This is a genomic window from Streptomyces sp. NPDC094143 (assembly GCF_040303825.1).
In the GTDB taxonomy this organism is placed as follows: Bacteria; Actinomycetota; Actinomycetes; order Streptomycetales; family Streptomycetaceae; genus Streptomyces.
The window spans coordinates 64,844-84,918 of the sequence record NZ_JBEOTZ010000005.1; the positions used below are offsets into that span (position 1 = coordinate 64,844).

Annotated in this window: 20 protein-coding genes and 1 pseudogene; 16 read left to right on the forward strand and 5 right to left on the reverse strand. The window is 73.5% G+C overall.

What is annotated here, in order from left to right:
- Positions 1 to 14 precede the first annotated feature (14 nt).
- Together ABTZ58_RS08365 and ABTZ58_RS08370 are read left to right on the forward strand one after the other, a co-directional pair.
- Positions 15 to 341 (forward strand): nuclear transport factor 2 family protein, encoded by a 327-nt coding sequence (locus ABTZ58_RS08365; RefSeq protein WP_351352030.1) that lies wholly within the window; start codon positions 15 to 17, stop codon positions 339 to 341.
- A 59-nt stretch (positions 342 to 400) separates the two neighbouring features.
- Positions 401 to 1,246 carry a MerR family transcriptional regulator gene (locus ABTZ58_RS08370; protein ID WP_351352033.1) on the forward strand — a complete coding sequence of 282 codons (846 nt, stop codon included), beginning with the start codon at positions 401 to 403 and terminating at the stop codon, positions 1,244 to 1,246.
- A gap of 94 nt (positions 1,247 to 1,340) precedes the next feature.
- Here the strand turns inward: ABTZ58_RS08370 and ABTZ58_RS40135 are convergent.
- The 3 genes and pseudogenes from ABTZ58_RS40135 to ABTZ58_RS08385 all read right to left on the reverse strand — a co-directional run.
- Positions 1,341 to 1,532, reverse strand: a pseudogene (locus tag ABTZ58_RS40135) (chlorophyllase); the annotation flags it as partial.
- A 68-nt stretch (positions 1,533 to 1,600) separates the two neighbouring features.
- On the reverse strand, positions 1,601 to 2,140 hold the full coding sequence (locus ABTZ58_RS08380) for a GtrA domain-containing protein (protein WP_351352035.1): 540 nt from the start codon (positions 2,138 to 2,140) through the stop codon (positions 1,601 to 1,603).
- 207 nt (positions 2,141 to 2,347) lie between these two features.
- On the reverse strand, positions 2,348 to 3,109 hold the full coding sequence (locus ABTZ58_RS08385) for a ZIP family metal transporter (RefSeq protein ID WP_351352038.1): 762 nt from the start codon (positions 3,107 to 3,109) through the stop codon (positions 2,348 to 2,350).
- Between the two features lie 193 nt (positions 3,110 to 3,302).
- On the opposite strand from ABTZ58_RS08385, the gene ABTZ58_RS08390 reads away from it, so the two are divergent.
- Positions 3,303 to 4,829 carry a PstS family phosphate ABC transporter substrate-binding protein gene (locus tag ABTZ58_RS08390; protein ID WP_351352041.1) on the forward strand — a complete coding sequence of 509 codons (1,527 nt, stop codon included), beginning with the start codon at positions 3,303 to 3,305 and terminating at the stop codon, positions 4,827 to 4,829.
- A 627-nt stretch (positions 4,830 to 5,456) separates the two neighbouring features.
- Here the strand turns inward: ABTZ58_RS08390 and ABTZ58_RS08400 are convergent.
- Both ABTZ58_RS08400 and ABTZ58_RS08405 read right to left on the reverse strand, forming a co-directional pair.
- Positions 5,457 to 6,104, reverse strand: coding sequence for a hypothetical protein (locus ABTZ58_RS08400; protein WP_351352044.1), 648 nt, complete (start codon positions 6,102 to 6,104; stop codon positions 5,457 to 5,459).
- Positions 6,101 to 6,262, reverse strand: a complete 162-nt coding sequence (locus ABTZ58_RS08405; RefSeq protein ID WP_351352047.1) for a hypothetical protein — start codon at positions 6,260 to 6,262, stop codon at positions 6,101 to 6,103. Before ABTZ58_RS08405 ends, ABTZ58_RS08400 begins: the two co-directional genes overlap by 4 nt.
- Positions 6,263 to 6,600: 338 nt before the next feature.
- On the opposite strand from ABTZ58_RS08405, the gene abc-f reads away from it, so the two are divergent.
- The 13 genes from abc-f (at position 6,601) to ABTZ58_RS08470 (ending at position 19,775) form a co-directional block, all read left to right on the forward strand.
- Complete coding sequence (gene abc-f, locus ABTZ58_RS08410) at positions 6,601 to 8,256, forward strand: ribosomal protection-like ABC-F family protein (RefSeq protein ID WP_351352050.1); 1,656 nt, start codon at positions 6,601 to 6,603, stop codon at positions 8,254 to 8,256.
- 76 nt (positions 8,257 to 8,332) lie between these two features.
- Positions 8,333 to 9,259: an aminoglycoside phosphotransferase family protein gene (locus tag ABTZ58_RS08415; RefSeq protein WP_351352053.1), complete on the forward strand. Its 927-nt coding sequence runs from the start codon at positions 8,333 to 8,335 to the stop codon at positions 9,257 to 9,259.
- Positions 9,260 to 9,357: 98 nt separating this feature from the next.
- The gene (locus tag ABTZ58_RS08420; protein WP_351352056.1) at positions 9,358 to 9,981 is read left to right on the forward strand and encodes a methyltransferase domain-containing protein; all 624 of its coding nucleotides are present in this window, start codon (positions 9,358 to 9,360) and stop codon (positions 9,979 to 9,981) included.
- Positions 9,982 to 10,149: 168 nt separating this feature from the next.
- Entirely contained in the window at positions 10,150 to 10,767 is a 618-nt protein-coding gene (locus ABTZ58_RS08425; protein WP_351352059.1) for an NADPH-dependent FMN reductase, read from the forward strand.
- A gap of 433 nt (positions 10,768 to 11,200) precedes the next feature.
- Entirely contained in the window at positions 11,201 to 13,111 is a 1,911-nt protein-coding gene (locus ABTZ58_RS08430) for an outer membrane protein assembly factor BamB family protein (RefSeq protein ID WP_351352062.1), read from the forward strand.
- Complete coding sequence (locus ABTZ58_RS08435) at positions 13,108 to 14,382, forward strand: MFS transporter (protein WP_351352065.1); 1,275 nt, start codon at positions 13,108 to 13,110, stop codon at positions 14,380 to 14,382. The genes ABTZ58_RS08430 and ABTZ58_RS08435 overlap by 4 nt, the downstream gene beginning before the upstream one ends.
- 11 nt (positions 14,383 to 14,393) lie before the next feature.
- A complete protein-coding gene (locus tag ABTZ58_RS08440) occupies positions 14,394 to 15,098 on the forward strand; it encodes a GTP cyclohydrolase II (RefSeq protein ID WP_351352068.1) in 705 nt (234 codons plus the stop codon).
- Positions 15,095 to 16,822: a WD40 repeat domain-containing protein gene (locus tag ABTZ58_RS08445; RefSeq protein WP_351352071.1), complete on the forward strand. Its 1,728-nt coding sequence runs from the start codon at positions 15,095 to 15,097 to the stop codon at positions 16,820 to 16,822. Before ABTZ58_RS08440 ends, ABTZ58_RS08445 begins: the two co-directional genes overlap by 4 nt.
- A complete protein-coding gene (locus ABTZ58_RS08450) occupies positions 16,819 to 17,838 on the forward strand; it encodes a formylglycine-generating enzyme family protein (protein ID WP_351352074.1) in 1,020 nt (339 codons plus the stop codon). Before ABTZ58_RS08445 ends, ABTZ58_RS08450 begins: the two co-directional genes overlap by 4 nt.
- 52 nt (positions 17,839 to 17,890) lie before the next feature.
- Positions 17,891 to 18,382 (forward strand): cytidine/deoxycytidylate deaminase family protein, encoded by a 492-nt coding sequence (locus tag ABTZ58_RS08455; protein ID WP_351352077.1) that lies wholly within the window; start codon positions 17,891 to 17,893, stop codon positions 18,380 to 18,382.
- 6 nt (positions 18,383 to 18,388) lie between these two features.
- Positions 18,389 to 18,844, forward strand: coding sequence for a luciferase domain-containing protein (locus ABTZ58_RS08460; protein ID WP_351352080.1), 456 nt, complete (start codon positions 18,389 to 18,391; stop codon positions 18,842 to 18,844).
- Between the two features lie 117 nt (positions 18,845 to 18,961).
- On the forward strand, positions 18,962 to 19,105 hold the full coding sequence (locus tag ABTZ58_RS08465) for a hypothetical protein (protein WP_351352083.1): 144 nt from the start codon (positions 18,962 to 18,964) through the stop codon (positions 19,103 to 19,105).
- Positions 19,106 to 19,139: 34 nt separating this feature from the next.
- Complete coding sequence (locus ABTZ58_RS08470) at positions 19,140 to 19,775, forward strand: hypothetical protein (RefSeq protein WP_351352086.1); 636 nt, start codon at positions 19,140 to 19,142, stop codon at positions 19,773 to 19,775.
- The last annotated feature ends 300 nt before the right edge of the window (positions 19,776 to 20,075 follow it).

Here is a 20,075-nt window from a genome sequence, read left to right on the forward strand (position 1 = left end):
AGAAGGAGTGAGAGATGACGAACGCACAGGACTTCGCCGCGGACTACTTCGCTGCGGCGGCGGACGCCGATCACGAGCGCTACGCCGCCCTCTTCGCCGATGACGCCGTCGTCCACGACGACGGCCGGAGCCACCGGGGCATCGCGGCCGTGCGCCGCTGGCGCGACGGGGTCCCGGAGGTGGCGTACGGCGTGCGCGAGGTCGCCGGCACAGCCGGAGCCTGCCGGGCCGTGGCCGATGTCTCCGGGGACTTCCCCGGCAGCCCGATCACCCTGCGCTTCACCTTCGAACGCGATGCCCGGGGGAAGATCACTCTGCTCGACATCGAACCCGCGACCTGAAAGACGTGTCCGGATCCGGCCCTCGACCGGATCCGGACACCGGCGACGAGGAGGACGGCGTGGACCGGCGACTGACCATCGGGGAGTTCTCCCGCATCACCCACCTCAGCATCCGGGCACTGAGGCGCTACCACGAGCAGGACCTCCTCGTACCCGCCGAGGTGGACCCGGTCACGGGCTACCGCTACTACTCGCTCGACCAGGTCGGACCGGCGCTGACCATCCGGCGGTTCCGGGAACTCGACCTCCCGCTGGCGGATCTGCGGAGTTACCTCCGGGCCGAGTCCACCGGTGGGGAGGCCGCAGGCCGCAGCGTGCAGGAGATCGTCGCCGCTCACCTGCGCCGGCTGGAGGACCGGCTCGGCCGCACCCAGCGGGCGGCGCAGGCGCTGCGCGAACTGCTCGACCCTCAGGCCGCGCGGACCGTGAGCCTGGAAGTCCTGCCGGCCCAGCGGGTCCTCGCCGTGTCCCTCGACGTCCCGCGCGGAGCGGATCTGAGCTGGTACGACACGGCGATGCGAGAGCTGGAGGCGGTGGCCGGCCCGCGCCCCGTGCTTCCGCCGGGAGGCCGCTACGCGCACACCCTCTTCACGGAGGGCCACGGCCACGCGACCGTCTATCTCCCCGCGGACACGCCGCTGTCACCAGGAGGGCGGGGGACCGTGCGGGAGCTGTACCTGCCCGAGCGGAGGGCCGCCGTCACCACCCACACCGGCCCGCACGACGACCTGGACCTCGCGTACGCCGCCGCCGGTTCGTACGCCCGCCGCAAGGGCATGGCCTCGCACGATCTCGTCGAGGAGGTGTACCTCATCGGCCCACGCGACACCGACCGGCCCGATCAGTGGCGCACGCTCGTGGCCTGGCTGGTGGCCCCCGGTGCGGCGGACCGGGCACCGGAGTGAGCAACCGCGAGCGGTGCCTGCCCGCTCCGCAGCCTCCCCAGCGGGGCCGGGTCCTCCTGCAGCGCCGTCGCCGCCGCCTTCCAGGCGGAGTCCGTCCGCGCGTCGACAGGGGGGACCGGTCGTTGTCCGCGGCGACGATCAGGGCTGGTGTGACCATGGTGTCGAACGACGGTCTCATGAAGGGGAAGTGCTCGGCGGCGAAGGGGGTCAGGTCGTCGCCGAGGCCGGTCAGCGCGAGCAGCACGCCGGCCTTGACGCGGGCGTCGGACATGTCCTCGCCGGGAAGTGCCGCACTCCTCATCGCGGGACTGCGCCGGCCGGACTGAGCGACGGGCCGGGCTACTTGGGGGCCGCTCAGGCGGTGCGGCAGAGCGCCGCCGCGCCGACCGCCGCCGGACCGCCGGACTGGCGCGGACGCGGGAGGGCGGTGAGGCGGTCGGCGGCGGCGTGGTCGGCGGGCGCGGCCCTGGCGTGCTGCCGCGCGAAGACGACGAGGCGCAGTACGGCGAACCGCGCGACACCGGCGAGTGCGGAGGCGGAGAGGTAGACGGCCTGTTCGAGCGTCGCGCCGGGTGCCGCCACCAGTTGGTGCAGGGCGAGCATCGCCGCGCAGGTCACCGCGTAGGCGGCCACCGCCGACCCGGCCGACTGCGTGTGCTGACGCAGGTTGGCGTGCCGGCCCGCGCCGAAGGTGAAGCGGGCGTGCAACTCGGTGGCGAGGAGTGTGGACGCCGCGGTGATCAGGGCGTTGGCCAGGATCCAGGGCATCCAGGAGGCGGTGACCGGCACGGCGAAGCTGGAGGCGAGTCCCACCCCGCCGCCGCAGAGCACGAAGCGGGCGAAGGCGGTGAGGGTGCCGGGCCCTCTCCGCCGCTGCCCCTGTGCCGTGTCCATGGTCCCCCCTGATCCCCGTCGTTTCGCCAATTGGAAACGCTACGTTGCGTTCAGAGGTTCGGCAACGTATTTATTGCATGGAAAGTCGGTATGGGCAGCTCAAGGCGGCTAAATCATTGCAATGAACGTGACTAACGCAACAGCATCAACACCCGTGCATTGCAATGAGGACGGGTGAAGGCAATGCGCCGGCTCACGCGAGGGCTGTCACGCGTGGGACAGGGCGAACGAGACCAGGAAACCGCCGACGGTCACCAGCCCGATCGCCAGGTGGGCCTCCTGGAACGCCTCGGGGATCATCGTGTCGGCGATCATCGCCAGGATCGCGCCCGCGGCCACCGCCGTCACCGCCGCGATCACCGCCGTGGAGAAGCCCCCGACCACGGCGTAACCCAGGACGGCGGAGAGCGCGCTCGCGGCGGCGATCGCTCCCCATACGCCGAAGACATAGCCCTTGCCGCGTCCGGCCTTCCTCATGCCGGCCGAACTGGACAGCCCTTCGGGGATGTTGCTGATGAACACGGCCGCCACGGTGACCGCGCTGACGGCACCGCCGTTGAGCAGGCCCACCCCGATGACCGCGGATTCGGGGACCCCGTCGAGCAACGCGCCCAGCGCGAGGGCCAGCCCCGAGCCCTTGTCCTCCTCCTCGGAGGGCTGCGCCTGCCCGGGAAGGTGACCGGATCGCTTGCGATGCCGGGCGCCGCGGCGGGCCAGCCACAGGTTGCCGGCCGTGTAGGCCAGGGCCCCGGCCAGCGTGCCGAGGGCCGCCGGGGCGAGGCCGGCCTCCTCGTACGCTTCACCGACCAGTTCGAACGAGACGGCCGAGAGCAGCACGCCCGCGCCGAACGCCATCACCAGGGCGATGACCTTCTGCGGGACGCGCAGCCGGTAGCCGAGCACCGCCCCCAGCAGCAGGGCGGAGCCGGCCACGATTCCCCAGCCGCCGGCTTGGATCACTTCAGGCATGCTGCCCCGTCTACCCCGGCAGCAAGGTCCCACCCACGGGGCCGGGGGCGGGCGCGAGCGCGCGGAGCAGCAACCGGACAGCTCGGTGAAGTTGAACGTGGAGCGAACACTGGTGTCACCCTCGTGACGGGCCGTTCGGACAGACATACCGTGACCCCACCATCTGAGCTCGGGGAGTGGCGGGGGACCACCAGTGGAGTGGCTGAGCCTTGAGAACGTCGTCGCCATCGGCACGTCCGTCCTCGGTCTCCTCGTGCCCATCGCGATGTTCCTGTACGACCGCCGGGTGCCGCGCCGCAAGCTGATCGGCTACCGCGTCCAGATGGACAGTCCCATAGGCGACGGATCGTTCAACCCCCGCCTCGGCGACTTCGACGTACCGAACATGGCCGACGCGTCGCTGGTGCTCCTGCGCATCGAGAACGACGGCTCGCAGAGCGTCGCCGACAACGACTACACCTCGTCCGAAGTCCACGGCCTGACCGCCGAGTTCACGGGCCGCACCGTCCAGGCCGTCTCGGTCACCCAGCCGTCCGGCATCGAGCACCTGAACAGCCACTTCACCAACGCCAACGGCTTCGAGCACATGGGCAGCACGGTGACCATCCCGCGCGTCCCGCTCAATCCGGGCGACCACTTCAAGCTGCTGGTCCTGCTCTCCGGAGGTCCGGCCGAAGGGGACGTCAGGCTGATCGGCGGCCTCCGGGACGGCCGGGTCCACCGCAACAGCGCTCCCAAGCCGGACGAGAAGCAGCGTACGTTCAGCCTCCCGGCCCGGCTGCTCAGCGGCGCCCTGGCCCTCGCGGTGCTCGCCCTCGCCGGCATCATCGTGCTGCGCGACGGCAGTCCCATCGAGTGCGAGGAGGGCGAGTTGACCCTGACGGGCTCGACCGCCTTCGAACCGGTCGTCCGCACGATCGCCGAGCAGTACGAGAGCAAGTGCCAGGGCGCCGACATCTCCGTCGAGGCGCGCGGCAGCGAGGACGGCGTGTCCCAGCTCGCCGAACTGGGCGGGCGGTCGCCGAGCGCCGCCCGGTCCGTGATCGCCTTCTCGGACGGACCGATGGGGAAGCGCTGGAACCTGACGGGCACCCGGGTCGCGCTGTCCTTCTTCACCCTCGTCGTCCACAAGGACGTCGACCTCGGCCCGCGCGGACTGACCCCGCAGCAGGTTCGGGACGTCTACGCGGGTGAGTACCGGCGCTGGGGCGAGGTCGTGCCCGGCCGGAAGGAGCTCGCCGACCTGCCGATCGTCCTGGTCAGCCGGGGGGACGAGTCCGGCACGCGGCAGATCTTCCAGGACCGGGTGCTCAGCGGGTGGGAGCGGGCGCCGAGCACGTCACTGGACTGCAGGCCGCCCGCGCGGGCCGGCGACACCGTCACGCGCTGCGAACTCGGTTCGACCCGGGCCGTGCTGGACAAGGTCGAGGAACAACCGGGCGCCATCGGCTACAGCGAGGTCGGCCTCGCCAGGGAGCGCGGCGGCAAGGTGAACACGGTGCCCCTGAACGGCGACTGGCCCGACGAGGCCCAGATCGACCTGGGAGCCGGTCATTACCCGTACAAGGACGTCGAGTACGCCTACACCTACGGCCCCGCTCCGGCCGGGTCCCTCGCCGCCGGATTCCTGGCCTACCTCGACGAGACCACCAGCCAGCAGGTCATCCGCGGCAAGGGCCACCTGCCGTGCCCGCGGGAGCCGGCCCAGTGCCGGTCATGACGGTGACGGGCGGGCGCCAGGCACCGTGACCGGACCGAGCACCGTCAGCGACTCCTCCCGGCGGGCCACCATCGCGAAGGGGACCTGCCGAGCTCCGACAGAGCCTGACGTCGTCCGGGTGGTCACCGCTGCGCATGCCGCCGGCGAGTTCCGCCGCGGCACGGGAAGTCCTGGCGCGGTGAGGCACGGGGCCGCCTCGACGTCGGCGCGGGATGGTCGCGCCGTAGTGGGCGCCGACGTTGGCCGGGCCGGTCCGGAGCAGGGTGTGGCGCCGGTCGCGGTGGCCAGGCTGCAGCCGGAGAAGCCGTACTTCAGGTCGGGCGCTGTGTGGTGAGCCAGGTCGGCTCGAGCGAGGCTAGGCAGGGGCCGGCGACGGCGTCTGCCCCACGGAACACCCGCCGTCCGCGGCCCGGCTGGACGGTCGAGCGGACCGCGCACCGGCGACCGCCTTCACGAGGCGCGGGGACGGCATTGGCGCGTATCGGATCGGACGGGCCCTCGTCGGGGTCTGCCGGAGCGCCCCGCCGTGGACGCACGCCGCTGCCGCGGGCTGTCGCGCCGGGCCCGGAAGGCGACCGGGGGACGGCGCGAGCCCCGGTCCGTCGCGCGTGCCGGGGCCCACGCGGGTCACCGGGCGGTCGCCCCGAGGAACACGACGGCGCCCGTGATCACGAGCAGGGCGGACGCGAACGTGTGCCGCCGGGCCTTGCGGAGCTTCTCCCGTACGAGCCAGGCGTGCGCGGTCGCCAGCAGCCACCGCAGATAGGGGTCGGTGCGGGCGATGTTGCGCCGGGCCGTGGCCAGGCCGCGTTCCAGCGCCACCCGCTCAGCGGGCTCGGCGGTCGCCAGCCGGCGGCTGATCTCCGCGGCGAGTTGACGGTGCCGCAGGAGGCCCTCGACGTCACCGGCCAGCGCGCCGAAGTAGTAGCCGGGGGAGGCGTCGAACTGCTCGCGCAGCTCACGCAGGGCGGGCGAGGTGAGGACGTCGGGCGTGGTCAGCGGCGGGACGAGTACCTCACTGGTCTGCCACACCGCCCAGGCCACCCCGAGCAGCGCGACGACCAGCCCGCCTCCGGCCCAGGCCGCGTGCGCCCAGTCGGTGATCTTCCCGACGGCGAGCAGGGGGCCGCCGCCGAGCAGCAGGGCCCCCACGGCTCCACTGGACGCGAGGGTCCACCGCGCGGCCTCCCGGCTGTCGGCGACCGAGTCCAGGGGTGAGGGCAGTGCCTCCAGCACAACCGTGTCGGGCGGCCCGGGCGGTGGGACGGGGCTCACCGGTCCTCTCCGCGGAAGACGACGCCCAGCGGGCCGGGGTCGTCGTCGGGCAGGTCCAGGTACGGTGCCCACCGCTCGCCGTCGAAGTACTCCAGCACGCCTGACTCGTTGACCCGCACCGCGTTCGTCCTCGGGTGCTCTTCCTGGGCGTCTGACATGAACTCAGTATGCCCGCCGCCCTTTTGGTGCCGTTGCCTCCGGGGCGGCGGTCCGTCGTCCTGACCGTGGGATCGGGGCACACGGGCGAGGAAGTCGTCCAGGCGCCGAAGCCGCAGGACCAGAGCACGCAGACCCGCCCCGGTGGCAGCCATCCCGTCCCGCCCGACCCTCAGCGCTTGCGGCCCCGCTCCCCAGGGCCCCGGCGATGACTAGAGGCGAGACGGTTCGTCTTGTTACAGTGGGGTCATGGCTTTCCTCTTCTTCGTCTGAGTCCGGGCACGGCCGACGCCGCCGTCTCCGCTGTCCGTGGACCCTTCGCACGCCCCGGGAAAGTCGTATGCGCGATCGCGCCCCCACCGCCCTGCCCACCGTCGTCCCCGCTGCCGTGGCACAGCTGGCCGTCAAGGACGTCACCAAGTCCTTCGGCACCCGGACCGTCCTCGACCAGGTCCGCTTCACCGTCCGGCCGGGCGAGAAGGCCGCCGTGGTCGGCGAGAACGGCTCGGGCAAGTCCACCCTGCTGCGCCTGCTCGCCGGGAGCGAGACGCCCGACGCCGGCGAGGTCACCGTCGAGTTCCCCGGCGGCACCGGACACCTCGCCCAGACGCTCGACCTGGACGCGGCGCTCACCGTGCAGGACGCCGTCGACCTCGCCCTGGCCGACCTGCGTGCCATGGAGCGAGGCCTGCGCACGGCGGAGGAGTCCCTCGCGGACGCCACGGACGAGCAACTCGCCGCGTACGGCGAACTGCTGACCGCCTACGAGGAACGCGGCGGCTACGAGGCGGACGCCCGAGTGGACGCCGCCCTGCACGGGCTCGGACTGGCCCGGATCACCCGCGACCGCACGCTCGGCTCGCTGTCCGGCGGTGAGCGGTCACGGCTCGCGCTCGCCTGCGTGCTGGCCGCCGCGCCCGAACTGCTGCTCCTGGACGAGCCGACGAACCACCTCGACGCGAGGGCCGTGCGCTGGCTGGAGGAACACCTGCGCGCCCACCGCGGCACCGTCGTCGCGGTCACCCACGACCGCGGCTTCCTGGAGAACATCGCCACCACGATCCTGGAGGTCGACCGGGAGGAGCGCACCGTGCGCCGGTACGGCGACGGCTGGGCCGGCTACCGCGCCGCGAAGGCGGCCGCCCGGCGCGGCGCGGAGCAGCGGTACGCGGAGTGGGCCGGGGAAGTGGCCCGCATGGAGGAACTGCTGGAGGCCGCCGGGCGGCGGCTCGCCACCACCGGCCGCGATCCGAGGCAGGGCTTCGGGAAGCACCGCCGCTCCAGCGAGGCGAAGCTCGGCGGCCAGGTGCGCGCGGTCCGGGAGCGGCTGGACCAGCTGCGGCGCCACCCGGTCCCCGAGCCACCGGCACCGCTGCGCTTCACGGCGGTGCCCGCACCGGCGGCCGACGGCCCGGCCCAGGGCCCCCTCGCCGCACTCGACGACATACGGGTCGGCCAACGGCTGTGCCTGGAGGGCCTGCTGACGATCGCACCCGGACAGCGACTGCTGGTCACGGGGGAGAACGGCGCGGGCAAGACGACGCTGCTGCGCGTCCTCGCGGGCGACCTGGCGCCGGACGCCGGCACGGTACGCCGCCCCGCCCGGATCGGCTACCTCGCACAGGAACTGCCCACGCACTCCACACACCTGCCGCTGCTCTCCGCGTTCGCCGCCGGGCGTCCCGGACCGCCGGACGAGCACGCCCAACAGCTGCTGGCGCTCGGCCTGTTCCGCGAGGAGGACCTGCACGTCCCGGTCGCCGGCCTGTCCGCCGGGCAGCGCCGGCGGCTGCAGCTCGCGATCCTCGTGACCCGCCCCGCCGACCTGCTCGTCCTCGACGAACCGACCAACCACATCGCACTCGACCTGGTCGAGGACCTCCAGGCCGCGCTCGCGGACTACCCGGGAGCGGTGGTAGCCGTCTCCCACGACCGAGGCTTCCGTGCACGGTTCGCCGGAGAGCGGCTCGAACTGCGCGCGGGGCGCCGGAGTTGACGCTCCGGCAGATAGCTGACGATCCGACAGGCCTCGCGACCGAACCGGCGGGGCCGCCTACCGAAAGCGATGGAGCATGACCACCTTCCTCACACCACGACAACTCGCCGACCGCACCTCCGCCGCGGTCGAGGCGGCCGTCGCGGCGGGACGCGCGCTCGGCCTGACCGTCACCGACCCGACGGTGCTCCACGACGTGTTCTCCGTCGTCGTCCACCTCGCGCCCTCGCCGGTCGTGGCACGGATCCCCACCGTGCTGCCCCAGCCCGGCGACCTCGACGCCCTCGCACGCCGCCAGCGGGACGAGCTGGACGTGACCCGCTGGCTCGACGAGCAGGGCATCCCGGTGATCGCGCCGAGCCCGCTCGTGCCCCGCGAACCCGTCCAGCGGAACGGGTTCTCGATGACGTTCTGGCCGTTCGTCGAGGAGGACCGCGACAAGGAACCCGACTACGTGGCGAACGCCGAGAGCGTCGCCGGCCTGCACGCGGCCCTGCGCGCCTACCCGGGCCGCCTGGAGTTCCTCTCCGCGGCCGATCCGCAGTTCATCGCGGACAGCCTCGAACGGCTCGGCCGGCACCCCGACCTGATCGGCGCGGCCGAACTGGACCGCGCCCGCCGCGAGTGGCAGGACCTCGAACCGCTCGTGCGCTCACGCGCCGCTTTCGAGGCCCGGTTCCCCGGCGTCGACCTCCAGCCCCTCCACGGCGACTCCCCGCCCGCGAACATCTTCCACGGGGTGGACGGTGACCGCTACGCCGACTTCGAACTGGTCACGCTCGGGCCCGTCGAATGGGACCTGGCCGCCCTCGGGCCCGAGCACGTAGCCGCCTACGACCGCGGCGCGCGGCGCAACGGCATGCGGCCGCTCGACGGGGAGGTCCTGCGCTTCGTCAACGCCCTGGGCATGCTGCGGATCGTCGCCGCCCTCACGCTGGTCCCGCAGCAGCCCCGGCTGATGGATTACCTCAAGCCCGCTGTCGAGCAGTGGAAAACGAATTGACTACCGAATTCCGCTCCCGGATCCATCCCTTCTCGATCCCCATTTCCTCCCTACATGAAAGGGTTGACCGGGTAAATAGCTCTCCCTAATTTTGCGGCATGAAAACCAGCCGCTGGAATCCGAACATCCATTACTACCCCGCAATTCTGGACTTCGTTCCGGGAAACTGCCGTGAGGCGCTGGACGTGGGATGCGGGGACGGAGAGCTCGCCCGCCTCCTCGCCGCCCGGTCAGGGCGGGTCACCGGGATCGATCTCTCCACGGAGATGGTCGAGTCGGCACGCAGCCGCAGCCAGGACGTGAGCAACGCCCGCTTCCTGGAGGCGGACTTCTTCGCAGCCAGTGGGACCCAGCTCCCCCTGGGCCGGTACGACCTGATCACCATGGTCGCCGTCGCACACCACCTCGGCACCGAACGCGCCCTGAGCCGGTCGGCGGAGCTGCTGGCGCCGGGCGGCCGGCTGGCCGTCATCGGTCTCGCCGACCCCGGATCCGCTCTCGACCTGCTGCACCTGGCCACGGCGGTGCCCGCGGTGAAGGTGACGGGCCGGGGCAGGGGCGGCAGTCACGCCCCGTCGAAGATGCCGGTCGCCGACCCGGACACCACCTTCCGCGAGACGCGGGACATCGCCCACCGCGTGCTGCCCGGCAGCCGGTTCCGGCGCCGTCTGCTGTGGCGCTACACCCTGCTGTGGGAGAAGCCGCGCGACGCTCCGGGCTGACGTCCGGGGTGCGCCCGGCACGGTCTGCGGGCCCTGGGCCGGGAGTTCCCTCCCGGCCCGGCGGACGCGGTATCGGATCGGGACCGGGCCGGGAAGCCGCTGCGGCACTCTCAAGTCATCGGAAGGCGGCCCCGCGAGGGGAACCGCCCGGACGACAGGGAGACCGGGGTGACCAGGATCGTACTGATGTCCGGCAGCCTGCGGCGCGGCTCGGTGAACACCACCGCCGTCGCGACCCTCGGCCGGCTGCTGGCCCAGCGGGACGCACGGGTGCACACGCCCCTGCTGGATCCGCGGGTTCTGCCGTACTACGACCAGGACCTGGACGTGGCGGACGGTCCCGCGGCGGTGGCCGAGGCGCGACGGCTGCTCGCGTCCGCGGACGCCCTGGTGATCAGCACCCCCTCCTACAACGGAGGCGCGCCCGGAGTCCTGAAGAACGCCCTGGACTGGCTCTCCCGCCCCTGGGGGGACAGCGCCCTGACCGGCCTGCCGACGGCGGTGCTGAGCGCTTCCCCCGGACCCCGTGGGGCGGCGGACGCACAGCCGGGACTGCGGGTGAACCTGGAGCGCTCCGGAGCGGTCCTCATCGACCACCGGCCCCTCGCCCTCGGAGACGCGGAAGCGCTGCCGCGCACCGGCCAGGGGTTCACCGACCCGGCGACCGTCGCCCTCCTCGACGAGGTGGCAGCCGCCGTATGGGCGGCCCGCCGCGCCGTCGCCGACGCGGACGTCGTGCGGCCCGCGGCCGGTGACGGCGCCCTGCGCCCCGCGACCGTCGTCTGACGTCCACCCGCCCGGCGCCGCGGCCTCGACCGCCGCGCCCCTCCCCAGACTTGCCCCGCGCGTGGTGCCCACGAGGTACGCGTCGGTGGCAGGAACGCCCGTCCGACCAGGGACGGTGCACCGGTCCGGCACCACGCGCGTCGTGGAGCCCGAGCCCTTGAAAGGGGGTGCCCCTCATGACGAAGCTCGTCCGCCGCGTGACCCGCGCCGCCATCTGAGGCGCCCTGTCAGTTCCCTCGTCACGAGCACAGCAGGAATGCGAAGGAGGTGCAGTCCCATGACCAAGCTCGTCCGTCGCGTGACCCGCGCCGCCATCTGAGGCGCCCCTCACCCTCCAGTGCAGTGAGGATTCGCCCCCTGGGGCAGGCTCGCCCCGCCCCGGGGGGCGCATCGCGTCTTCCTCTCGACCCCACGACAGAAGTGGAGTTCCGCCATGGGCATCCCCGAACGGATCACGCGGATCGTCAGCCTGCCCGGTCGCGGGCTCCTGGCCTGTGACGTCCGCGGTGGCCTGCACCTGCTCGACCACGACCTGACCCTGCGCCGCTCCTCCGGCGTGCCCGCCCTCGCGCAGGACACGGCCGGCCAGCCGGTGTACGGCGTCGCCCTCGCCGGCGACTGGATCATCACCCGCGACAAGACCGGCACCCTCTGCCGCTGGCACGCCGACACCCTGCACCTCGCCGACCGCCTCGACGCCCGCGCCACCGCCGACCGCTCCCTGCTCCTGGAGGGCGAACAGCCGTCCCCCACCATGCTGCGCGGCATCGGCCTGTGGAAGGGCAAGGCCTATGTCGACAACGGGTACTTCCAGGTCGTCGTCCTCGACGTGGAGACGTTCGCCGTCGAGCGGATCGTCCCCTGGCCGCACGGCTACGACATGCTCGAATGGTTCTGCACCGACGCCCCCGGCGTGCACGCCGTCTCCGACCGGCACGGGTGCGTCCACCTCGGCTCACTGGAGGAGTGGTCGTTCCCGACGACGGTGCGCATCGACACCTCCAACGTCCACCGCGTCGTCTACGACGCCCGGCACCGGCGCTTCTGGGCCATCGGCGACGCCGGCATCGGCGACACCCACAACATCTCCAACGGCGTGGTGACCATCGGCCTCGACGGCACCGTCGGCCAGCGCATGCACTTCGCCCGCAACGACGTCGAAGGGCTCGTGTTCTCCCCGGACTTCACCACCGCCTACATCGGCGGCTTCGACGGGGAACTGCTCCTGTTCGACAACACCACGCCCGAACTGTCCGTCCGCAAGCGGGTCACCGGCTTCAGCCACCAGATCATCGACGTCACCATCGACGAGGAGGGCCGCGTCTACACCCTCACCCAGGACGGCGAGATCACGGCACTGTCCCCGGAGGGCGAACTGCTGCACCGGCTGGCCTACGCCCGCCAGTGCGTGTGGGACCTGCGCCCGCTGCCCGGCGACACCACCACCGTCCTGGCCGCGACCGACGACGGCACCGCCCTGGTCCGCCTCGAGACCAGCGGCGACCACGCCCGCCTCGACCTGGTCGGCGAGTACCACGACGCCCCGGGCTTCGCCCGCCGCGCCGAGCCGTGCGGCGACGACCGGGTGGCGATCTTCTGGCCCGACACCGTGCGCCGCTTCACCCCCGACGGCACCACCGTGTGGGAGACCCGCCTGCCCGGTATCGTCCACACCGTCTCGGTCTCCCCGGACCACAGCCGCGTCCTGGTCGCCTGCAACGCCGGCGGCTTCGAGTTCGACGCCGCCAGCGGCCGGCAGCTGCTGCACATGGACCAACTGCCCGCGAGCGCCTGGGCGTCGGCGTATCTGCCCGACGGCCGCCGGGTGCTCGGCTGCCGCACCGGCCGGCTCGCCGCCTACGACGAACAGGGCGGTGTCACCTGGGAGACGGAGCTGGAGAGCTACCCCAAGCGGCTGCTCGTCGACGGCGACCGGCTGCGCGTCACCGGCGGCGGAGGCGTCAAGGAGGTCGTCGTCGGCGAGGACAAGCCGCGGCGCCAGTTCGTGGAACTCCTCGACAACACCGCCGAGAACTGCGCCCTGATCGACGGCACCCTGTGCGTGGTCACCTACGGCATGCAGATCGCCGCCTACGACCACGACAGCGGCGAACTGCTGGCCCTGCACGAGGACCTGCCCGACTTCCCCAAGGGCATGACCGCGCTGCGCGGCGCCGACGGCCGGGCCTACGTGGTGGTCGGCGGCCGGGGCGGCTACCTGCGCCTGTACCGCCTGGACCGCGGCGGCGAGGGACCCGTCCTCACCGTGCTGCGCGACCTGTGGCTGCCGCGCTCCTCCGGCGCCCGTCCCTTCCCCGCCGCGAACGGCGCGGCCCGGCCGTGACCACCGCCGACCGGGTGCGCGCCGCACACGGCGGCGACCGCGGCGACGAGGTCGTGGAGCCCTCACCGTTCACCGAGCGCTCCTTCCGGGTCTTCGCCGCCGGCAACACCGTCAACAACCTCGGCGAGGCCCTGTACGCGACCGCGCTGCCCCTGCTGGCCTACCGCCTGACCGGCTCGCTCGCCGTGATGACGTGGCTGGCGGCCACCGTGCCGATGAGCATGCTGCTCGCCCCCTGGTTCGGCTCGGTGGCCGACCGGCGCGGCACCGCCCGCCTCGTCCTGTACGGACTGCTGGCGCAGGCTTCGGCGGCCACGGTGATGAACCTGCTGCTGTGGCAGGGCGATCCCGAGCCGTGGGTGCTGTTCGTCTGCGCCCTGGTGGTGGCCGCCGGCGGCGTCGCCTACCGCGTCGGCTGGATGACCGACGTACCGGTGATGTTCCCGCGCTGCCCGGCCCGCGCCCGCGGCACCCTCAACAGCCTGTTCCTCGCCACCACGCTGGCCGGGCCGGTCCTGGTCGCGGCCACCCTGCCCCTGCTGGGCTACCTGGGCGTGCTGTGGCTGAACCTGCCCACGTTCTTCGCGCCGCTGGCGGTGTGGGCGGCCGGTGTCCGTCCGCCACGCCGCCCCGCGGCGGACCCCCGCCGGCGCGAACCGGCACGACTGCGCGGCGTCTGGCGCGACACCCTCGCCGACCGGCGCATCGCCGTCACGCTCGTCCTGCAGATGGTGCTGGAAGCCGTCTGCGGCACCGGCCTGACGTCCCTGGTCCTCTTCGAACTGCGCCACTCCTGGCAGCTGTCCGCACAGCAGGCCGGCTGGGTCGTCGCGGCCGTGAACCTGAGCCTGCTCACGGGCAACCTGCTGGTGTCCCAGCGCGAACGGCTGCGCCCCAGGAGGCTGCTGCCCGCGGCCGTCGTCGTCCGCGCGGTCTCCCTGGCCTTGCTGGCGGTGCCGGTGTGGCCGCTGTTCCTCGTGGCCCTGGCCCTCGGCGCCGTCGCCCAGGGCGCGCTGCTGGCGGCCGTGGTGATGCTGCGGGTGCGGTACCTGCCGCAGGAGGTCATGGGCCGGGCCTCGGGACTGATGTGGCTGCTGACGGGATCCGCCGCGCTGCTGTCCCCTGTTGTGATCCCCCCGCTCGAACACGCTGCGGGCCCGCACGCCACGTTCCTGGCGCTCGGCGTCGCCTCGTCGCTGGTGCTCGTCCACCTGCACCGCGCCCGCACCGCCTGGACCCCGACGAACCCGGCGACGACCGAGCCGGCCTAGGAGGAGGAAACATGCCCCACATATCCGGCGACACCCGCACCACCGACCTCCCGGCCGCCTCCGTGCCCGCGCTGCGCCACCCCGACGGCGCCGGTGACGCGCCACCCAGGGCCGAGGTGCGCCAGAGCGTCCGCATCCCCCTGTACCCGGCCACGGGCGACCCGATCACCGCCAGCGTCACGACCTTCCGCGGGCTGGTGGACGGACGCGAGCACCTCGCGCTGCGCCTGGGGACCGTCCAGGACGGCGTGCCGCTGGTGCGGGTGCACTCCGAGTGCCTGACCGGCGACGTGTTCGGCTCCGCGCGCTGCGACTGCGGCCCCCAGCTGCGCGAGGCGCTGCGCATGATCGACACCGCCGGCGGCCTGCTGCTGTACCTGCGCCAGGAGGGCCGCGGCATCGGCCTGTACAACAAGCTCGATGCGTACGGGCTGCAGGACCGGGGCCTGGACACCTACGAGGCCAACCGCGCCCTGGGCATGGGCGAGGACGAACGCGACTACGCGGCGGCCGCCCAGATGCTGCGGGCCCTCGGCCACGACGAGATCGACCTGCTCACCAACAACCCCAACAAGTGCGAGCAACTGCGCCGTTACGGCATCCGGGTGCGGCGCACCGTCGCCACGGGCGTCTTCGTCAACCCGCACAACACCGGCTACCTGACGGCGAAGGTCGCCCGCACCTCTCACACCATCCGACTGGAGGAGTCAGCGTGATACGCCATCACGGGCCGATCAGCGGCGTCGCGGCCTTCGGCGGCGCGTACGTGGCCACGGCCGGCTACGACAACCAGGTCATCCTGTGGGACGCGGCCCGCCGGGCGCCGCTCGCCCGCGCCGTCCACGACCACCTGGCCAACCAGGTCGCGTTCAGCCCGGACGGGAAGCTGCTGCTGACCTCGTCGAGCGACTACACCGCCCGGCTGTGGTCGGTGCCCGACCTGAAGCTCCGGGCCGTCCTGAGCGAGCAGAAGGACGACGTGGAGATGTCCGTCTTCCACCCCACCCGGGAACTGGTCGCCACCGCCTCACGCGACCACCTGCTGCGGGTCTACGACTTCAGCGGCGCGCTCGTGGCCCGCTTCGAGGGACACACCGCCGACGTCATCTCCGTCGCCTGGCTGGGGGAGAGCGATGAATTGCTCACCTCCAGCGACGACGGCACCGTCAAGCGCTGGTCCCTGGCCTCCGGCGGCATGGTCGGCGAGGTCGACCTCGGCGGCGTGGAGACGGACACCATCGCGATCACCCGGGCCGGCGTGGTCTACGCGGGCAACGACGACGGCGAGATCATCACCATCGCCGACGGCCGCACCGGCAAGGCCCCCGCCCACGAGGCCGGCATCAAGCGTCTGGTGTACAACGCGGCCACCGAGTCCCTGGTCAGCCTCAGCTACGACCGCACCCTGCGTGTGTGGGACGCCTCCGACGCCGGGGCCGGGCTGCGGCTCACCCACACCGCCGAGTTCCCCGCCGAGGTGTGGGCCCGCTCCTGCGCCTTCCTCGACGACTCCACCCTCGTCTTCGGCACCTTCGGCTCGTCCTACGCCCTCTACCGGGTCACCGACGGCACCTGGGACCTCGACGGCGTGGAGCCCACCGCGTGCGTCAACTCCGTCGTCACCACCGCCGACGGCGCCGTGTGGACGACCGGCGACGCCGGACTGGTGTGGGTGGACGGCACGCAGCGCGCCGACACCGGCAGCCTGTGCAACTTCCTGGTCGAGGCCGGGGACCGGGTGCTGACCGGCGGTCAGCTCGGCCGGGTCTTCGACGCCCGCGACGGACGCGTCCTGCACCAGCACCGCTCCCCGCTGAACTGCGCCGCGGCCTTCACCCGGGACGGCGTGCCGCACGTCGTGGTCGGCGCCTACACCGGTGAGGGCCTGGTCTTCGCCGTCCGCGAGGGCCAGGAGCCCGAGCACGTCGCCACGCTGCCGCTGCACACCAACGCGGTCAAGGGCGTCGCCGTCTCCGGCGACACGCTGTTCGCGGTGTGCGCGGACGCCTCGGTGTCCTGGTTCTCGCTGGAGACGTTCACCGAGACCGGCCGCGTCGACGAGGCCCACGCGCGCATCGCCAACGGCTGCGCCCCGCTGCCGGGCGGCCGCTTCGCCAGCGTCAGCCGCGACCTGACCCTGCGCATCTGGGACGGCCGCACCAGCCGTACCGTGCCCACGCCGCACGACCACTCCGTCAAGTGCGTCGCCGCCTCCCCGGACGGCCGCCTCGTGGCGACCGGCTCGTACGCGGGCACGGTCGCCGTGCACGACGTGACGACGGGGGAGTGGCCCGTCGTGGTGCGGCCCACCACCGCGGGCATCTCCAGCCTGCACTGGGACGCCGCCCGCGGCCGCTTCCTCGCCTCGTCCTACGACGGCCGGGTCTACCCGCTGGACCCGCCGGCGACGGCTCAGGCACCGGTGGAGCGGGCGGCATGACCACGGCCGAGGCCCCCGTGGTCAACCCCAACGAGCTGGACGACCGTACGGCGATGGGGCTGCCCGCGTCCTTCACCGACCGCGTGGACCAGGACCGGCTGCGGCAGCTGACCGGCACGCTCGCCGGACGGGACCCGCGCGAACTGGCCCTGCTCGTGTCGGACCCGGCGGCCGAACAGCTGCTGCGGCTGGCCGCGGGCAACCTGCTGGCCCTGCTGGGCGATCCCCGGATCGACCCGCTGGCGCCGGCGATGGCGGACGTCCCGGCCGCCCGGGTGCGGCTGGGACTGGCGGCGGACCGCGTCGACGCGGTCGCCGCCGCCTGGCGGCACGTGGGCGTGACCCGCGCGTGGATCGCGAAGGAGGCGCCCGAGTACGAAGCCGACATCGCCGCCTTCCGCATCGCCCGCTACCCCGTCACCAACGCGGAGTACCGCCTGTTCCTGACGGAGAACCCGGACGCCTCCCTGCCCACCTCCTGGCGGTTCGGCGTCTACCCGCCCCAGCTGGCCAACCACCCGGTGTGGAGCGTGTCGCCGCAGGACGCCGACGCCTACGCGGCCTGGCTCGCCCGCCGCACCGGCCGGGCCTTCCGGCTGCCCACCGAGGCGGAGTGGGAGTACGCGGCCTCCGGCGGCGACGGACGCGCCTACCCCTGGGGCGAGGAACCCGGCGAGGACCGCGCCAACACCGTCGAGTACGGCCCCCTGACCACCACCCCGGTCGGCATGTACCCGGCGGGACGCGGCCCGTTCGGCACGTACGACATGGGCGGCAACGTCGAGGAGTACGTCGCCGACGACTACCGGCCCTACCCGGGCGGCCACCTCGTCGACGACGACCTGCACGGGGACACCGGCACCCCCTACCGGGTGGCCCGCGGCGGCAGTTTCACCCGCTTCGCCGACCTGTCCCGCTGCCGCCGCCGCCACGGCTGGTACCGGCGGGACCTGTACGCCATGGGGTTCCGGCTCGCCGAGACCCCGACCGCCGACGGAGCGGGGTGGGGCCGGTGAACAGCCGTCCGGCTCCGGCGCCGGCCGGGATGGTGATCGGCAGGGTGCCGCCGTGACGGGCCGCCGGGACAGACCGGGCCCCGGGAGCGACCTGGAGTGGTTACGGCGCGCGGTGGACCTCTCCCGCCGGTGCCCGTCGTCGCCGACCGCGTTCTCCGTCGGGGCGATCCTGGTCGCCGCGGACGGCCGGGAACTGGCCCGCGGGTACTCCCGCCAGGACGGCGGCCGCGTCCACGCCGAGGAGGCCGCCCTGCGCTCCCTGGGCGACCCCGGGCCGGGCCTGCGCGACGCCACCCTCTACACCTCCCTCGAACCGTGCACCCGCCGGGCCTCGTCCCCGTCCCCCTGCGCCGGACTCGTCCTGGCCGCGGGCATCGGACGGGTCGTCGTGGCCTGGCGGGAACCGCCGCTGTTCGTGGCGGACTGCACCGGCGTGGAGACCCTCCGCGCGGCGGGCGTCGAGGTGGTGTGCCGGGACGAACTGGCGGCGGCGGCCCGGGCGGTGAACCGCCATCTGCTGCCCTCCGGCACGGCGGGAGGGTGAGGGGACATGCCTCTGCCGCCGCGCTGCGGACCGGCCCCACTGGTCGTCACCGGTGACCCGGTCGAACAGCTCACCGACCCGGCGCCCGCCGGGCTGACACAACGGCTCGTCGACGCGGTCAGCGCGTTCGACGGGGTCCGCACGGGTCCCTCGTACGTCTGCGTACGGGGGACTCGTGCGTTCCACCTCGCACCGGTCCTCGCCCATGGACCGGCCGAGGCGTTCCTCGCGGGCTCGGAGTTCGGGCACGTGCATCCGCCCTACGACGGCAGCCTGCACCTGATGCTGCCCGCCCCCTGGGGCGAGGCGGTGATCGCGGCCGGCTGGGGCACGGCCGCCGCCCCGCGCGGCTCGCTGCTCGTCTACGGCCCGCGCGACGAGGCCGAGACGGCCGTCGTCGCCCGTCTGGTGACCCGGGCGTACCTGTACGCACGCGGTACCTGGACACCCGGCCCCACCTGACCCGACCGCGGCCGGCCGTCCGGGGTATGCGGCCGGTATCGCACCGGGACGCCGTCGGGACCCGCCCGTCGCACTCTCGTGGCACACCGGAAACGGACGGCTCGAAAGGAACACGACATGCGGTGGTTGGGGCACGCGGCGCTGGCCGTGGTCATGACGGCGGTGCTCGCCTGGGCGGGCGCGACGACGGGAGCCGCCGGTGCGCACGGCGCGGACGGACACCACCGGGTCCTGGCGACCGATGTCGGCCCCACGCACTGACCTCCGTGTCACCCCGAACCGGGAGGAGACCGACATGACGGTGAGCGCGGCACGGTTCCCGCTGGTGCTCCTGCCGGGACCGGACACCCCGGCGGCGGACGTGACCCGACTGGTCCGCGCCCTGCCCGCCGCCCTCCGGCCGGTCGTCCTGCGGCCCGCCGCCGACGCGCCCCGCCCCTGCACGGCGGCGGGGCGCGCCCTGCCCGACCTGGCGGGCGGTCTCGTCCGCCAGGTCCGCGACGCGGGCGTGACCGGCCGGTTCGCGCTGCACGGCTGGGGGGCCGGTGCCTACCTCGGGCTCGCGCTGGCCGGGGCGTTCGAGAGGGCGGCCGGACACGCCGTCTGCACCACCCTGTTCGTGTCCGACGCGGTCGCGCCCGGCTGGGCCCCGGCGCCGCGCACGTCAGGGCCCGCGCACGCCGTACGCCGCACGGTCACCGAGAGCCGGCTGGTGGTCTGCGCGGGCCCGCTGCCCGGAGGGCCCAGCCTCGCACCATGGAGCCGGCACTCCACGTCGGGCACCGAGTTCGTCACCCTGCCGCCCGGGCCGCGGGCGGCAGCCCTGGCCGGACTGATCACCACGCGCCTGCTCCCCGCCGGCACCCGGGCGACCCCCGCACCGGCGGCACAGCCGCAGAGCGGGGAGAGGCTGGCCCGGGCAACACCCTGATCCCTGACCCGAGTTCACCGCGACCTCCGGCCGCCGGCTCCCGACGCCCACACCCCGGGATCCGGCGGCCGGCTCCATGACGCCTCGCGGGACGGGCTGCCTCCGCCTCGGTGAGCGGCCCGTTCGAGCAGGCGGGTCCCGCTTCCGCCGGCTCCGTGCCGTTTCCGCGACGGCCCCTTGCGGCTCCGCGGGCGCGCGCATCCCGCCATCATGCCGAGGCCACCCATCCCCCCCGGACCCAAGGCCACCCATCCCCCCGGACCCAAGGCCGTCCAGCCCTGCGGGACCCGGGGGCCGTTC

Coding starts and splice junctions, on each gene's coding strand:
- ABTZ58_RS08415 (WP_351352053.1), top strand. CDS start 8,333: ATGACCACCTTCCTCACACCACGACAACTCGCCGACCGCACCTCCGCC.
- ABTZ58_RS08470 (WP_351352086.1), top strand. CDS start 19,140: ATGACGGTGAGCGCGGCACGGTTCCCGCTGGTGCTCCTGCCGGGACCG.
- ABTZ58_RS08420 (WP_351352056.1), top strand. CDS start 9,358: ATGAAAACCAGCCGCTGGAATCCGAACATCCATTACTACCCCGCAATT.
- ABTZ58_RS08385 (WP_351352038.1), bottom strand. CDS start 3,109: ATGCCTGAAGTGATCCAAGCCGGCGGCTGGGGAATCGTGGCCGGCTCC.
- ABTZ58_RS08365 (WP_351352030.1), top strand. CDS start 15: ATGACGAACGCACAGGACTTCGCCGCGGACTACTTCGCTGCGGCGGCG.
- ABTZ58_RS08430 (WP_351352062.1), top strand. CDS start 11,201: ATGGGCATCCCCGAACGGATCACGCGGATCGTCAGCCTGCCCGGTCGC.
- ABTZ58_RS08450 (WP_351352074.1), top strand. CDS start 16,819: ATGACCACGGCCGAGGCCCCCGTGGTCAACCCCAACGAGCTGGACGAC.
- abc-f (WP_351352050.1), top strand. CDS start 6,601: ATGCGCGATCGCGCCCCCACCGCCCTGCCCACCGTCGTCCCCGCTGCC.
- ABTZ58_RS08460 (WP_351352080.1), top strand. CDS start 18,389: ATGCCTCTGCCGCCGCGCTGCGGACCGGCCCCACTGGTCGTCACCGGT.
- ABTZ58_RS08440 (WP_351352068.1), top strand. CDS start 14,394: ATGCCCCACATATCCGGCGACACCCGCACCACCGACCTCCCGGCCGCC.
- ABTZ58_RS08405 (WP_351352047.1), bottom strand. CDS start 6,262: ATGTCAGACGCCCAGGAAGAGCACCCGAGGACGAACGCGGTGCGGGTC.
- ABTZ58_RS08465 (WP_351352083.1), top strand. CDS start 18,962: ATGCGGTGGTTGGGGCACGCGGCGCTGGCCGTGGTCATGACGGCGGTG.
- ABTZ58_RS08380 (WP_351352035.1), bottom strand. CDS start 2,140: ATGGACACGGCACAGGGGCAGCGGCGGAGAGGGCCCGGCACCCTCACC.